General features: G+C 69.2%; 13 protein-coding genes. 11 read left to right on the top strand and 2 right to left on the bottom strand.

Annotation, left to right across the window (positions count from 1 at the left end; all coding sequences use genetic code 11):
• Window positions 1-97: 97 nt before the first annotated feature.
• The 4 genes from A5789_RS15165 (at window position 98) to A5789_RS15150 (ending at window position 2,991) form a co-directional block, all read left to right on the top strand.
• Window positions 98-1,294 carry an Ig-like domain-containing protein gene (locus A5789_RS15165; RefSeq protein ID WP_063017725.1) on the top strand — a complete coding sequence of 399 codons (1,197 nt, stop codon included), beginning with the start codon at window positions 98-100 and terminating at the stop codon, window positions 1,292-1,294.
• A 30-nt stretch (window positions 1,295-1,324) separates the two neighbouring features.
• A complete protein-coding gene (locus A5789_RS15160) occupies window positions 1,325-1,762 on the top strand; it encodes an META domain-containing protein (RefSeq protein WP_063017727.1) in 438 nt (145 codons plus the stop codon).
• Window positions 1,763-1,993: 231 nt separating this feature from the next.
• Complete coding sequence (locus A5789_RS15155; protein WP_063017729.1) at window positions 1,994-2,500, top strand: hypothetical protein; 507 nt, start codon at window positions 1,994-1,996, stop codon at window positions 2,498-2,500.
• Window positions 2,501-2,577: 77 nt separating this feature from the next.
• Complete coding sequence (locus A5789_RS15150; RefSeq protein WP_064903535.1) at window positions 2,578-2,991, top strand: VOC family protein; 414 nt, start codon at window positions 2,578-2,580, stop codon at window positions 2,989-2,991.
• A 123-nt stretch (window positions 2,992-3,114) separates the two neighbouring features.
• Here the strand turns inward: A5789_RS15150 and A5789_RS15145 are convergent, their stop codons facing one another.
• Window positions 3,115-3,882 carry a dienelactone hydrolase family protein gene (locus A5789_RS15145; protein ID WP_193615607.1) on the bottom strand — a complete coding sequence of 256 codons (768 nt, stop codon included), beginning with the start codon at window positions 3,880-3,882 and terminating at the stop codon, window positions 3,115-3,117.
• 323 nt (window positions 3,883-4,205) lie between these two features.
• Between A5789_RS15145 and A5789_RS15140 the strand changes: the two genes are divergently transcribed.
• The 4 genes from A5789_RS15140 to hrpB all read left to right on the top strand — a co-directional run bounded on the left by A5789_RS15140 (window position 4,206) and on the right by hrpB (window position 10,779).
• Entirely contained in the window at window positions 4,206-5,630 is a 1,425-nt protein-coding gene (locus A5789_RS15140; RefSeq protein ID WP_064903537.1) for an amidase, read from the top strand.
• A gap of 81 nt (window positions 5,631-5,711) precedes the next feature.
• On the top strand, window positions 5,712-6,638 hold the full coding sequence (locus tag A5789_RS15135; RefSeq protein ID WP_064903539.1) for a cyclase family protein: 927 nt from the start codon (window positions 5,712-5,714) through the stop codon (window positions 6,636-6,638).
• A gap of 77 nt (window positions 6,639-6,715) precedes the next feature.
• Window positions 6,716-8,341, top strand: coding sequence for a class I adenylate-forming enzyme family protein (locus A5789_RS15130; protein WP_064903589.1), 1,626 nt, complete (start codon window positions 6,716-6,718; stop codon window positions 8,339-8,341).
• Entirely contained in the window at window positions 8,338-10,779 is a 2,442-nt protein-coding gene (gene hrpB / locus A5789_RS15125) for an ATP-dependent helicase HrpB (RefSeq protein ID WP_155525909.1), read from the top strand. Before A5789_RS15130 ends, hrpB begins: the two co-directional genes overlap by 4 nt.
• Here hrpB and A5789_RS15120 read toward each other — a convergent pair.
• A complete protein-coding gene (locus A5789_RS15120; RefSeq protein WP_064903540.1) occupies window positions 10,776-11,255 on the bottom strand; it encodes a nuclear transport factor 2 family protein in 480 nt (159 codons plus the stop codon). The genes hrpB and A5789_RS15120 overlap by 4 nt on opposite strands.
• A gap of 149 nt (window positions 11,256-11,404) precedes the next feature.
• Here A5789_RS15120 and A5789_RS15115 point away from each other — a divergent pair, with 149 nt between their 5' ends.
• From A5789_RS15115 to A5789_RS15105, 3 genes are all read left to right on the top strand, one after another.
• Complete coding sequence (locus A5789_RS15115) at window positions 11,405-12,070, top strand: PaaI family thioesterase (protein WP_064903592.1); 666 nt, start codon at window positions 11,405-11,407, stop codon at window positions 12,068-12,070.
• 59 nt (window positions 12,071-12,129) lie between these two features.
• Window positions 12,130-13,041 carry an NAD(P)-dependent oxidoreductase gene (locus A5789_RS15110; protein ID WP_064903542.1) on the top strand — a complete coding sequence of 304 codons (912 nt, stop codon included), beginning with the start codon at window positions 12,130-12,132 and terminating at the stop codon, window positions 13,039-13,041.
• Window positions 13,042-13,106: 65 nt separating this feature from the next.
• Window positions 13,107-14,411 carry a S8 family serine peptidase gene (locus A5789_RS15105; protein ID WP_064903544.1) on the top strand — a complete coding sequence of 435 codons (1,305 nt, stop codon included), beginning with the start codon at window positions 13,107-13,109 and terminating at the stop codon, window positions 14,409-14,411.
• The last annotated feature ends 4 nt before the right edge of the window (window positions 14,412-14,415 follow it).

Below are 14,415 nucleotides of genomic sequence, written 5' to 3'. Positions count from 1 at the left end.
CTGCGGTGCGACACCGGATTGATGGTGTGGACTGGAGGGTGCTGTGTCCCGGGTGGGCGCTGTGCATGCGAGGGTGCGAGACAGAGGCGGTGAGGACGTGCGCAGGCGTCGATCTCTACTGGTGGTGTCGGCGGTGCTGACGGCGATCGTCGTGCTCGTCGGCGGATGTGGCGGCTCGCATGGCGGCACGTCGTCGGCGCCGGTGTCCAAGGGGCCCGATATCACCGCGCCCGCGACGATCGATGTGCCCGCGGCCGACCACGGACCGCTCAATCCGGCGACGCCCCTCGTGGTGAACTCCGCCGACGGCATGCTGACCAAGGTCACCGTCACCGATGGGGACGGTAAAGCGGTCGCCGGCGATTTCGGTGCCGACCATCGCAGTTGGACCTCGAAGGATCCGTTGAGCTACGGGACCACCTACCGCGTCGACGCCCAAGCGGTGAACCTCGCCCAGGTCGCCACGAACAAGACATTCACCGTGGCCACGATCGACGCCGGTCACAAGGCGTATGCGAATGTGGTGCCCGCGCCCGATCTGGTCGCCCAGACCGGGATCGGGGTCGGGCAGCCGATGGTGTTCCAGTTCACCGCGCCGGTGGCGAACAAGGCCGAGGTGCAGAAGCATCTGAAGGTCACCGTCACGCCGCCGCAGCCGGGCGCCTGGTACTGGGTCGACGACAAGGATGTGCACTACCGCGCCGCGCAGTACTGGCAGCCGGGCACCAAGATCCATATCGAAGCCGACGTCTTCGGTCTCGACCTCGGCGACGGGGTGTTCGGCGCCGAGAACAACAGCGCCGACTACACGGTGCACGACTCCTGGATCGCGCAGGCCGACGGCAACACCGAACAGCTGACGATCCTGCACAACGGCGCGCAGGTGAACCAGATGCCGATGAGTCTCGGCTCGCCCGGGTTCCCGTCGCACGAAGGGCCGCATGTCATTTCGGAGAAATCGCCGTCGATCATCATGGACTCCTGCAGTTACGGGGTCTGCGCCGGCCAGCCCGGGTACTACCGCGAGAAGGTGGACCTGGACGAAAGGATCTCCAACGACGGCGAATTCGTCCATTCGGCGCCCTGGTCGGTGGGGCAGCAGGGGGCCAGCAACGTGTCGCACGGCTGTGTGAACCTCTCACCCGACAACGCCCAGTGGTTCTTCGACCACTTCGGCGTCGGCGACGTCGTGGAGATCACCAACTCGGGCGGGCAGCCGCTGCCCGTATGGGACACCTACGGCGACTGGGAGGTCCCGTGGACCACGTGGCAGGCCGGTAACGCGAACAGCTGATCCGCCCCACCCGGCGGCTACCATCGGAGCATGTCGGCGAATATCCTGCGAATCGCTCCGATCCTGGCCGTGCTGGCGGCAGGCGCCGCCTGCTCCTCCGGAAACGTTTCCGCCCCAACGGATTCCGCACAAGCCACTCCCGTCGGCCACACCTACGTCTCCACCGGCGTCCAAGGCCCGCGAATCCCCGGCGACGGCCCGCTCCGCCTGACCTTCACCGCGGGTCACCTCAGCGCCACCGCCGGCTGCAACACCCTCATGGGCTCCGCCGACCTGACCGGCAACACCCTCCACACCGGCCCCCTCGCCGCAACTCGCATGGCGTGCGGAGGCGACCGCGCCGGAGCCGACGAATGGGCGATCTCACTCCTGCAAGCGAGCCCGACATGGAGTCTCGACGGCGCGACATTGACGTTGAAAACCGTCGACCGCACCGTGACTCTGCGCGAGTCCGAACCCGCGGGGTAGCTCCGCAGTCCGAGCAGCACATCGTGGATGCCGGTTTCCGCCCAGCCGGTCCGGCAGTCCGCCGAATCTCCCTCGAGCCGTAGGTCGAGTGCTATTCGCTTCCTGGCCCAGGCGTGACCGCCGCATGCTCGCCGCGATCACGCTCGGCGAACAGAGTCGCCACCGGTCGGCATGCACCTATGAGACAAGCGCAGGTTGAATTACGCAGGCGAATGCCTGCATAATTTCTCCATGTTGGACACCACCGCGTTGAGCGACGCCTACCGCACGCTTCTGGAAGCCGCCGGCGCCGTAGCCGATTCGACCCCGACGATCGTCCCCGCACCAGGCGAATGGAATGCCGACCGGATCCTCGGACACGTCTGCCTGATCACCGCCGCCACCATCGCTGCCGCGTCGGCCGTCGCCGCGGGCGAGCACACCACCTACGACAACCGCATTGCCCTCGACATCTGGACCATCGACCGTGTCGTAGAGCTTGCCGGCGGCAGCACCGGCCTGCGGGACCGCCTGCGCCGGCAAGCCGAGGTCCTCTGCGGCCTCTCCGGCCCGGCCCTCAGCGAAACCGAACTCGACACCGTGGTTCCCACTCGTCTGCTCTCCAACGACACCGTGCTGGTCGATCAGCCACTACCTCTGCGGGATCTGATCACCGGCCTGACCGACGTGGAGCTACCAGGCCACACCGAACAACTGCAGGCCCTGCTGCACGGTCGGCCCACCGAAGCCCCGGTCTGACCACGTTCGAGGCGCGCGGCCGGTAGTTAACGGCCGGGAACCTGCGGGTAGGGAGGCGGCGTGCGAGCATGATCGTTATGGCGATTGCTACGGGATCTGTTGCTCACGTCCGTCTCACGGTGTGCGATATCGGCCGGTCGCGGGCCTTCTATGAGCAGGTATTCGGCTGGCCTGTGGCGCTGGAGGTTCCGGACGATGCGGATGAGGAGACGCGTGAGCGTCTCGGTTTTCTCTTCGGCGGGGTGATCTACCGGATGGAACACGGTTTGATCGGGCTGCGGCCGGTCGGTTCCGACCGTTTCGACGAGAATCGTGTCGGTCTCGACCATCTCGCTTTCACTGTCGCGTCGCTCGCCGAATTGGAAGCCGCCGCAGCGCATCTGGACGCTTGCGGGATAGCGCATGAGGACATCAAGGACATCGGTGTCAGTTACATACTCGAGTTTCGGGATCCGGACAACATCGCGCTGGAACTGGTCGCGCCCAAGTAGTCGCCGGGTGAGGGGACTGCGGCGTCGGTAGGGCGATATCCGGGCTCGGCGTTGCCGCCGAGCCCGGACGCTCGGCTCCCAGCGATCCGGCGTCGCACCCAGTCACGGGTCCGTGCTCTCGACCTACCGGCGCAGTTTGCGGTCGAACAGGGCCAGGAGTTCGCGATAGTGGCGTTCGGCGGCTTCGGCGTCGTAGGCGGAGGTGTCGGCCTGGGTGAACCCGTGGTGGGCTCCTTCGTAGACCTCGGTGCGGTGGCGGACGCCGGCGTCGGCGAGTGCCTTGTCGAAGGCACTGATGTGTTCGGGGGTCATGTGGTCGTCCTCGCCGGCGTGGGCGAAATACAGTTCGCCCGTGATGTTTCCGGCGCTGCGATGCGGACTGTCGGCGGCGTCGGTGACGAGCGGTCCGCCGTGGAATCCGGCCACCGCCGCGATCCGGTCGGGGAACATGCCGGCGGTCAACACCGCCAGGCGGGCGCCCATGCAATAGCCGGTGACGCCGGCCTTACCCGCGGCGACCTTCGGCGAGGCCGCGAGCCAGTCGAGGTAGGCGGCGGCATCGGAGCGCCAGAACTCCGCTGTGAGGTCGCGGATCATCGGGAAGACCTGCTGGAAGATCTCGGGTCGCCGCACCGGGTCGATGTAGTCCGGCAGCTCGATCACCGGTGCACGCCCGTGACGGTAGTAGGCGTTGGGAAGCAGGACGGTATAGCCGTGGGCGGCGATCCGGTCGGCCAGCGCCCGCAGGCTGGGGCGTAGCCCGAAACCGTCCTGGACCACCAGCACTCCCGGATGGGCGGCGCCGTCGGCAGGGGAGGTGAGGTAGGCGTCGGCGACACCGTCGGGCGTCCGCACGTCTACCGAGATGCCGTGTGTTTCGGTCACGGTCATTGTCGAATCCTTCTGTCGTCGTCGAGGTTTGTGATCGACACGACGAAGGCGGAGCCCGCGCGATACCGCAGGAGTCGATATGCGAGCCCGTATCGGCTCGCAGGGCGCTCAGCAGAGCACCGGGTAACCCATCCGTGTGTGGCGTGAAGCCGTCCCGGTAGTCATCGCCTCACACCGTAGCTCACCGCGCCGCGCCGCCGTCAAATCCTCGACGCGCGGGAAGCGGCAGATCCCGGTAGGCGGAATACCGGTCCGTCCAGGACCCGACGGTTGGTAGGACGAGACTCGCGATTCTCGGGACGGCACGACTGATAGGGACTTCGATGCGGGATCTGTTCGACACCACCGACATGACAGGACTGGCCGCGGCGATCGAGGCCGGCGACGTGTCGGCCGAGGAGGTGCTCGAATTCAGCCTGAGCCGGCTCGCGGAGCGCAATCCCGCGATCAACGCGGTGGTGAGCGAGCGCGGTGACGAGGCGCGTCGTGAGGTGGCCGCGGGGCTACCCGACGGTCCACTGCGCGGGATCCCGTTCGTGATCAAGGAACTGCACATGGACGTCGCGGGGCTGCCCACGACCAACGGTTCCCGGCTGTTCGCCGACGCTGTCGCCGCCGCGGATTCCGAACTGGTGCAACGGTATCGGCGCGCCGGCATGGTGATCATCGGCAAGACGAATTCACCGGAATTCGGGCTGAACGCAAGCACGGAACCGCTGCTGTTCGGGCCGACGCGCAATCCGCACCGCCTCGATCACTCCGCCGGGGGCTCCTCGGGCGGCTCGGCGGCGGCGGTGGCCGCCGGAATCGTGCCCGCGGGTCAGGCCAGTGACGGCGGCGGTTCCATCCGTATCCCGGCATCGTCGTGTGGGCTGGTGGGTCTCAAACCCAGCCGCGGCCGGGTGCCCGCGTATCCGGCACGGAATCTGCTGGCCGCGCCGATGAGCGTCAACCACGCCGTCACCCGCAGTGTGCGCGATACGGCGATGTTGCTCGATATCGGCGCCGGCGCCGTCCCCGGCGATCCGTACGTCATCGCCGCGCCGTCGATGCGCTACGTCGACGCCATGCGCATCGATCCGGGGCACCTGCGCATCGGGATCGCGACGACGCTGCCTTCGGGCGCCGCCATACATCCCGATTGTGTTGCGGCGACGCGAGATATCGCCGGCGTCCTCACCGATCTCGGCCACGACGTCGTGGATGAGGCGCCCGACTTTCCCTTCGAGGAAATCATGAGCGGGTTGCAGTATCTGATGGCAGTGCCGGTCGCGGTGGATGTGAAGGCGCGGCTGGCAGCGCTCGGCCGCGACGTGCGCGACGAAGACCTCGAACCGATGACCCGGATGATGTACGACGCCGCGAATCAGGACAGCGCGGGCGATTACGTCCGCGCACTGCGCGACCTCGAGACGGCGGCCATCACGCTGGGCGGCTATTTCGCGGACCACGACCTGCTGCTCACGCCGACGCTGGGGACGGTCGTCGCGCCGCTCGGCCTGCTCGACACCACGGATCCGGCGTCGCTGTGGGAGCACGCGCTGTCGTTCAGCGGCATGACGAGCCCGTTCAATGTGACCGGGCAGCCGGCGATCTCGCTCCCGCTGGGCACCGACAGTGCCGGAATGCCGGTCGGCATTCAACTGGTCGCCGCCTTCGGCCGCGAAGATCTGCTGCTGCAGGTCGCGGCACAACTCGAGCAGGCACGCCCGTGGCGCACCGCCCCCGTCCGGCCGCCCGTCGGCTGACCGTCGGACGCCCCGAACGGTCGTTTCGCTCAGTGGGAGTGAAGGATTGGCAACCTACGGGACCGCCGGTACCGTGCGCACATGCCGGACATGTCTGTCTTTCGTGAGATTGCGGCGCGCGTGAACAACTGGGGACGCTGGGGCGCCGACGACGACATCGGCACCCTGAACTTCGTCACCGACGAAGTGGTCCGGGCCGCCGCGGCGACCGTGCGCACGGGACGGCGAGTGGGGCTGGCACTGCCGCTGCATCAGCGTGGCGTGCAGACCGGACTCGTGCCGGGACGAGTGAATCCGCTGCACACCATGGTGGCCCTGAACTGGGAGATGTTCGGGCCCAGCACGATTGCGACCAGCGACGATTCGATCACCATGGGGTTGCAGGCGGGCACGCACTGGGACGGCCTCGGACATGTCTCCTATGCCGGGCGTCTCTACAACGGCCGTCCCGCCGACTCGATCACCGCTCACCGCGGTGCCCGATTCAGCGGTATCGAGAAGGTGCCGCATCTGGTGTCGCGCGGGGTGCTGCTCGACGTCGCCCGCGCCCGCGGGGTCGACCGGCTGGCCGGCGATCACGCCGTTTCACCGGAGGATCTCGACGCCGCCGCGGCGATGGCGCAGGTGCGGGTGCGGGCCGGGGATGTGGTGCTGGTGCGCACCGGGCAGATGCGGCTCTATCTGGCGGGCGACCGCGAGGGCTACGGGACGCCGTCACCGGGGTTGTCGGTGCGCTGCCCGGAATGGTTCCATGCCCGCGACGTCGCCGCCGTCGCCACCGACACCCTCACCTTCGAGATCTGCCCGCCCGAAGCCGACGGCCCTTGGCTGGCGGTGCATGCCCTGCACCTGGTCGAGATGGGCATGCTGCAGGGCCAGAACTGGAATCTCGAGGACCTCTCCCGGGTGTGTGCCGAGGACGGCCGCTACGACTTCCTGCTGTCGGCGATGCCGGAACCGTTCGTCGGTGCCACCGGCAGTCCGGTCGCCCCGGTCGCGATCTTCTGACCGCTGCGCAGCGCACCGGGGCGCGGTGGCTACGGTTGAGGATGCGACATCGGTGGCGGTAGGTGAGTGAGGTGATCATGACGAACCGCGCTGCGGAGTCGATCGTTCCGGGCAGTTTCGCGACCACGCCGGAGTCGTATACGGACCACGCGATCAGCGACATCGTTCGCATCTGGGCGCAGCGGATTCCGCACCGGGCCGCATTCGTCACTACCGGTGGGCCGACCGGTTGGAGCGAATACGACCGGTCGGCGGACGCGATCTGTGCGGCGTTGCGTTCTACTTCCGGCGGTCCCCGTTCGCGGGTCGCGCTGCTGCTCCCGGATACCGCGGCCGTTCACGCGGCGCTGTGCGGGTGCTACCGCGCGGGACGCATCGCCGCGGCCGTCGGGATGCGATCCGGCGTGCGCGAGATCGCGCACGTGATGCGCCGGACCGAGGCGTCGACGCTGGTCACCGTGCCCGAAATCCGGGGCAGATCCTGGCAGGCGCTGGTCCGCGAACTCGAGGCCGAGGGTGTGATGCCCGGCGACGTTCTCGTCGTCGACGAGCAGTCCGGAGCCGTCGCGCGCCACCGTTCCGGCACGACGCCGACGACCGAAACATATTCCGCCACAGTGCCTTTCACACCATCGCAGGTGACCATCCTCAACTCGACGTCGGGGACGACCGGGACACCGAAGATCGTCGCGCACACCGAGCGACGATGGACGGCGTTCGCGCGCGAGGCGATGCTGGGCGCTCGGATCGGATCGCGGGACATCGTCTGCTCGGTGGTCCCGGCGCCGTACGGATTCGGCCTGTGGTCGGCGCATTTCCTGCCCGCCCTGCTGGGCATACCGGTCGTCGTCGGCGCGCGCTTCGACGCCGAGGAGACCGCGATGCTCATCGAGCGCGAGCGGGTCACCGTATTATGCTGCGTCAGTACGCAATTCAAGATGCTGTTGCGTTCCGGGGCGCTGGAACGCCATGACCTGTCCAGCCTGCGGGTGCTGTACACCGGCGGTGAGCCCGTTCCCTATCGCGATGCCCGCGCGTTCGAGGAACGGACCGGCGCGAAGGTCCTGCAGTTCTACGGCTCCAACGAGAGCGGCGCGGTGAGCCGGACCACCCTCGACGACGACATCGACACCAGACTGCGCACCTGCGGCCGGACTCTCGCCGCGATGAACGTGCGCGTGCTCGACGATGCCGGCGCCGACGTGGTCGGTGCGGTCCGCCGCGGCCGGCCGGCGGTGCGCGGGCCACTGGTGTCGGCCGGGTACTGGGACGACCCGGCCGCCGACGCCGAGCTCTACACATCCGACGGGTGGACATTGCTCGGCGATATCGTCGAGATCGACGAGACCGGCCGGGTGCGGGTGGTCGGGCGGACATCGGATTTCGTCATCCGGGGCGGAAAGAACGTCTCGATCACCGAAATCGAGGAGCTGGTGCGCGAGCACGAGTCGGTCACCGATGTCGCTGTCGTCGGTGTTCCCGACGACGTCTACGGCGAACGCGTCTGCGCCGTGGTCGTGCTCGCCGACGGCGCGACCCTGGACGCGCCCGGGCTGTCGAACCGGCTCGCATCGCGCGGGGTGACCAGGGAATACACGCCCGAATATGTCGTTGTGGTGGACCGGCTCGACCTCGGCCCGGGCGGCAAGACCGACCGCGCGGCCGCACGCGACACCGCGATGCGCATGCTGGGGCTGCGGTGATCGCACTCGAACTTCCCGATCTGCCCGTCCGGGCAGTTCTCGATCATCTCGTCGCGACGTTGGCCGACCGCGAGACCGCCGTACTGGTCGCGCCGCCGGGCACCGGAAAGACCACGTTGGTGCCGTTGGCGCTGGCGGCGAACAACTCCGGCCGGGTGCTCGTAGCCGAGCCGCGGCGGCTGGCGGCACGGGCCGCGGCCGCGCGGATGGCTACGCTGCTCGGCGAGCAGGTGGGCGAAACCGTCGGCTACTCGGTCCGCGGGGATCGACGGGTCGGGCGGCGTACCCGCATCGAGGTCGTGACCTCCGGCTTGCTGGTGCGCCGCCTGCAGGACGATCCGGAGCTGGCGGGGGTCGACGTGATCGTCCTCGATGAATGTCACGAGCGCCATCTGGACGCGGATCTGCTGCTGGCGCTGCTGCTGGACGCCCGGGCCGGATTGCGGCCGGACCTGCGGGTCCTCGCCACCTCGGCCACCGTTGCCGCCGAACGCCTTTCGACGCTGCTGGGCGAGGACGACGCGGCGCCGGTGGTGCGGGTCGAGGCGCAGACCTTTCCCGTGGCCACAACCTACGTCCCGCCCTTGCCCCGGGAGCGAATCGACGCACAGGTCGCACGCGCCACCCGCACCGCACTGGCCGAAATCGACGGCGACGTGCTGGTCTTCCTTCCCGGTGCGGCCGAAATCCGAAGAGTCGCCGCACTTCTGGACGGCCACGACGGCGTGGATATCGTTCCGCTGCACGGCAGATTATCCGCGGCGAGCCAGGACACGGCCTTGCGTCCCGGACCTCGGCGGCGCGTGGTGCTCGCCACGGCGGTGGCGGAGTCGAGCCTGACGGTGCCGGGCGTGCGTGCCGTGGTGGATTCGGGCCTTGCGCGCGTGCCACGCATCGATCGGGCGCGGGGGCTGTCCGGACTCGCCACGGTTCGCGTCTCGGCGGCCGTCGCCGACCAGCGTGCCGGGCGGGCCGGGCGCGAGGCGCCGGGCCGGGTGTGGCGATGCTGGCCGGAGCACGAGCACGCCACCCTGCCCGCCTATCCCGAGCCGGAGATCCGCACCGCCGACCTGACCCGGCTCGCACTGGAACTGGCCTGCTGGGGCACGGCGGACGGTCACGGTCTCAGCTGGTGGGATCCGCCGCCCGCCGGTGGGCTGACCGCCGGCCGGAATGTGCTGCACGCCTTGGGAGCCGTGGACTCCGGCGGTGCGGTGACCGACCGCGGGCGGCGCATGGCCCGCATCGGGCTGCATCCGCGGCTGGCCCGCGCGTTACTCGACGGAGCGGCCGAGGTGGGGCCGCGACCGGCCGCGGAAGTCGTCGCCGTCCTCGACGACGACACCCTCATCTCGGGTGCCGATCTCACCGCCGGCCTGCACCGGCTCCGGCGGGAGCAGCCGGTGCGCTGGCGACGCGAGGCCGAGCGGCTGGCCCGAACGGTCGACGGGCCGGAGGGGGCCGACGATCCCGCTTATATTGTGGCGCTGGCATATCCGGAACGGTTGGCGCGCCGACGCGCCCCCGGCTCGGCGAGCTATCTCATGGCCGGCGGAACCGCGGTCACGCTTGCGCCCGGCTCGGGAACCGGTGATCCGGAATGGCTGGCGGTCGGTGTCGCCACCCGCGACCCCGGGCGTTCCGAGGGTTACATCCGGCTGGCCGCGGTCGCGGACGAGCGCCTGGCCCGCCGCGCAGCCTCGGAACTGCTGACGACCACCGACGAGGTCGAGTGGGTCGACGGCGATGTGGTGGCGCGGCGGGTCGAACGACTGGGTGCGATCACCTTGTCGGAGAAGCCCATTCGCGATCCGGATCCGGATTTGGTCGGCGCCGCCGTGCGCCGCGGGCTGACCTCGTCGGGGCTCGGCCTGCTGACCTGGCCCGCCGAGGCGACCGCCCTGCGTCAGCGCCTCGACTTCCTGCACCGAACCCTGGGCGACCCGTGGCCGGCGGTCGACGACGAAGCGCTGCTCGCCGCCGCCGACACCTGGATCGGACCCGAACTCGCCGCCGCACGCCGCCGCGCCGATCTCGAACGCATCGATACCGCACAGGCCCTGCGCCGCTTGCTGCCCTGGCCGGACGCGGCGCGCATCGACGAACTGGCACCGGAACGCGTGCAGGTTCCCTCCGGCAGCCGCGCCCGCATCGACTATTCCGCCGATCCGCCGGTGCTCGCGATCAAGGTCCAGGAGATCTTCGGCTGGACCGACGCACCGCGCCTCGCCGACGGCCGCGTCCCGATCGTGCTGCATCTGCTCTCACCCGCTCAGCGCCCGGTCGCGGTCACCGCGGATCTCGCCTCGTTCTGGCGCACCGGCTGGCCTCGCGTGCGCGCGGAACTGCGCGGCCGCTATCCCAAACACGCCTGGCCGGAAGACCCCACCACCGTGCCCGCCCACCGCGGCTCGGCCCGCAACGCCGGCCGCGGCTAGGCCGGACCCGCGTTCTCTGCGCTGGAAACGTCCGGAACGCGAACCGCGACGTCCTCGATGAAGTCGACCACCAGTTCCCGACGGGAGAACAACCAGCTCTCGCCGATGCGGGCGAAGGTGTCCTGATAGCGGATGGCGACCCGCCGGTCCCGGTAGCCGTCCGCGCGCCGCGAGATGTGGTGTGCCGTGCAGTAGACCTCACCGTGCACGCGATCGCGTGAAACCGGCTCGAGCACGTGCTGTTCCACGACGTGGCGGGTGAGCACGAACCGTGACACCGCGTCCACCACCGAGGCAACCACGCGCTGCCTTCCCATCACCTCCACGGCTTGCTCCGTCCCGTTCAGCACGGGTGGTAATACGAGGACCGCATCCGGAGTGAACAGCGCTGTGAGCGCCGCACTGTCCCGTCGGTCGGCGGCGCGCGCATATCTCGCCGCGAGTGTGGTGATGGCAAGTCGGTCCGCGGGTTCCACGGTCCCATCCTCGCCGCTCGGCCCTACGCCGGAACAGAGCTTTCCGGTGGGTGGGACCTCGCCGGACATCCGACCGGTCGACAACGCTAACGTGCGGTTGACGTATCGCGACAACCGCGAACGGCAGAGGAGAAACCACGATGGATGCGATGACGTCGGCCGATCCGGAACCGGAAAGCGTTCCCACAGTGAGCAATTCACCTGCCGATATCGTCCTGACCTCGCAACTGCAGGACGTCCCGGTCGACCGCGCGACAGCCGCGGCGCGGCGGGTGATCGACGCCCTGCTGCGCACCGACCGGACCAACGCGAATCTGGACCGGGTGGCCGAGGAACTCGACAACATCGCCGACCACCTCGAGCAGCATGCCCCGGTGGTCGCGGAACGGCTGATCGACATGTGGCGTGGTGAAGGCGTGACCCGGCACGATCCGGTCACCGGTCCGGAGAACGCGATCGCAGCGCCCCTCGCACTCACCGGCCGTGCGGACGGGTCGGTGGACGGTGTCGTGACCCTGACGCTTCCATATCAGGGACCGCCGGGACATGTGCACGGGGGAGTGGCCGCGCTGCTGCTCGACCACACGCTCGGGGTGGCGAACGCCTGGTCGGGCCGCAGCGGCGCGACGGCGCAACTGAATGTGCGGTATCACCGTCCGACCACCTTGTTCGAGCCGCTCACGGTCAGCGGCCGGATGGTGTCCGAGGACGGCCGCAAGATCAACTCGGCCGGCGCGATCCACAGCGCCGACGGCACCCTCTGCGTGTCGGCGGAGGGTCTGTTCATCGACAAACGGGTTCCCCGGCCGCGCTGACGAGCGACCGGAACCGACCGGCCACGCCCCTGTTCCCACTCAGCGAGAGATGTCCGCAGATGAAGATTCTGATCGTCGGTGGCACCGGCATGATCGGCGTGCACGCCGCGCTGCACCTGCGCGAGCACGGTGACGAGGTCACCGTCGCGGGCCGCGGCCCGATATCGGCCGATTCACCGGTTGCCGATTTTCCGCTGCTGCTGGGCGATTACACGGTGCCCACCTTCACCCCGGCACAACTGGAACGCTTCGACGGCATCGTGTTCGCCGCAGGGCAGGACGTGCGGCACATGACTCCCGAGGACGACACCCGGCGATTCTGGGAGACCACCCAGAGCGTCGGCGTACCCCGTTTCGCGGCCCTGGCCAAGCAGGCCGGCGTGCCGCGCTTCGTGCAGGTCGGCAGCTACTACCACCAGCTACGCCCCGACCTCGCTGAGCGCAACCCGTATATCGCGGCGCGCAAAGCCGCCGACGAGGGCGCCCGCGCGCTCGCCGACGATTCGTTCGCCGCGTGCACCCTCAATCCACCGTCGATCATCGGTGCGGTGCCGGGAACGTCGGCTCGCCGCTATCGGCGGATGATCTCCTGGGCGGCGGGGAACGAACCCGACATCCCCGACTTCGCACCCGCCGGCGGCACCAACTACATGTCCGCTGCCTCACTCGCACAGGCGATTCGGGGCGCACTGGTGCGGGGTGAGCCCGGTGCGGCCTACCTCGTCGGCGACCAGAACCTGTCGTATCGGGAGTTCTTCCAGATGCTCGTCGACGCCGCGGGCGGCGGGCGGGTCATCACCGAGCGCGACGAGCCGCACCGATTGCAGCCGGATGCCTCGATCATCCAGGGCCGCGGCAACACCCTGGCCTACGAACCGGATCCCGACGAAGTGCGCCTGCTGGGCTACAGCCGCGACGACTGCCGGCGCGCAGTCCGAGCCGTCGTGGACGTGGTGTCGGCCGCGCGCTGACCGGGTGAGCACTCCGTTCGCGCAATAGGGGGAAATTCGCGGCAATTGGCGGCAGGATGGCAGATATGCGCGCACTCATCCAACTCCGTCCCTCCGCCGATCTGATTGCCGCAGTTGCCGATCCGGCCGTCTCGGTGGCCCCGGCGGATGTCGCCGGCGATTTGCCCGGGTTCGACCTCGACCACGACTTCGCCCCACTGTCCGTCCCGGATACTATCGCCGCCGACCGAGCGGGCGCGGGTTCGGTGGTGGTGCGCGGGCAGATCCCCGACGACGACCTCGACGCCACGGTGGCGCGACTGACCGGAACCCGCGGCGTGGCAGGCGTTTTCGCCGACCCGCGGATCGAGACGAACCTCACCTGCGGCGGCGATCCAGCGGTCGGCACCTGGCACGACGTGCAAACCCTGTTGCACACCGGCGATCTGGCCGCCGGTGGGATGGACGGAAAATCGGTCGCGGTCGCGATCGTCGACACCGGCGTCAATGCCGCCCGCGTCGAGCAGGCCCGCGGCGGCCCGGTGACCGTCGACGCCGCGCGCAGCTGGAATCCGCCGGGGGTGAGCGGCACGGCCGGACAGTTCCCGGTCGACCACGGATCGATGTGCGCGTTCGACACCCTGATCGGTGCGCCGAACGCCACGCTGCTCGATATTCCGGTGCTGCAGAGCAAGACTCGCGGCGGCTCCACGATGGACGGGCTGCTGTCGGACGCGCTGGCCGCCTACGCCCATCTGCGCACCGTGCTCACCGACCAGCCGGAGGCCACCCGCACGCTGGTGATCAGCAACAGCTGGGGCGCCTTCTCACCGGACTGGGACTTCCCGGTGGGGCAGCCCGGCAACTACTCCGACAACCCGTCGCATCCGTTCAACGTGATCGTCGGTTCGCTGGAAGCGGCCGGCGCCGACATCCTGTTCGCCGCGGGCAATTGCGGTCGCGACTGTCCCGATTCGCGGTGCGCGTACCAGGATCGGCCGATCGGCGGCGCCAATTCGCATCCGAGCGTGCTGAGCATCGGCGGAGTCGACAGCAAGGGACAGCGCGTCGGCTACTCCTCGCAGGGGCCGGGCCGGTTGTCCGACCGCAAACCCGACATCTGCAGCTACACCCACTTCCTCGGGTCGACGGTATTCGGCGCGAAAGAGCCCGATACGGGAACGTCGGCGGCCTGCCCGGTCGCCGCCGGACTGGTCGCGGCGATCCGCACGGTCTATCCGGCGAGCAAGCTGGCACCGGCCCAGCTGCGAGACCTGTTGCGGCGCACCGCAACCGCGCAGCCCGGCGGGTTCGACTACGACTACGGATTCGGTGTGGTGAACGCCGCCGCGCTGCTGGCGGAGCTGAAGAACACCGAGATCCGCGCGTAGCGTG

This window comes from Nocardia sp. 852002-51101_SCH5132738 (assembly GCF_001665695.1).
GTDB classification, from domain to species: domain Bacteria; phylum Actinomycetota; class Actinomycetes; order Mycobacteriales; family Mycobacteriaceae; genus Nocardia; species Nocardia nova.
The sequence above is the reverse complement of the archived record's forward strand: the minus strand, read 5'-3'. Positions and strand labels throughout refer to the sequence as shown.

Excerpts from the sequence above, each read along its gene's own strand:
- A5789_RS15145 (WP_193615607.1), bottom strand. The coding sequence starts at position 3,882 with ATGACCGTGACCGAAACACACGGCATCTCGGTAGACGTGCGGACGCCC.
- A5789_RS15115 (WP_064903592.1), top strand. The coding sequence starts at position 11,405 with ATGACGTCGGCCGATCCGGAACCGGAAAGCGTTCCCACAGTGAGCAAT.
- A5789_RS15135 (WP_064903539.1), top strand. The coding sequence starts at position 5,712 with ATGCCGGACATGTCTGTCTTTCGTGAGATTGCGGCGCGCGTGAACAAC.
- A5789_RS15110 (WP_064903542.1), top strand. The coding sequence starts at position 12,130 with ATGAAGATTCTGATCGTCGGTGGCACCGGCATGATCGGCGTGCACGCC.
- A5789_RS15160 (WP_063017727.1), top strand. The coding sequence starts at position 1,325 with ATGTCGGCGAATATCCTGCGAATCGCTCCGATCCTGGCCGTGCTGGCG.
- A5789_RS15155 (WP_063017729.1), top strand. The coding sequence starts at position 1,994 with ATGTTGGACACCACCGCGTTGAGCGACGCCTACCGCACGCTTCTGGAA.
- A5789_RS15130 (WP_064903589.1), top strand. The coding sequence starts at position 6,716 with ATGACGAACCGCGCTGCGGAGTCGATCGTTCCGGGCAGTTTCGCGACC.
- A5789_RS15140 (WP_064903537.1), top strand. The coding sequence starts at position 4,206 with ATGCGGGATCTGTTCGACACCACCGACATGACAGGACTGGCCGCGGCG.
- A5789_RS15105 (WP_064903544.1), top strand. The coding sequence starts at position 13,107 with ATGCGCGCACTCATCCAACTCCGTCCCTCCGCCGATCTGATTGCCGCA.
- A5789_RS15150 (WP_064903535.1), top strand. The coding sequence starts at position 2,578 with ATGGCGATTGCTACGGGATCTGTTGCTCACGTCCGTCTCACGGTGTGC.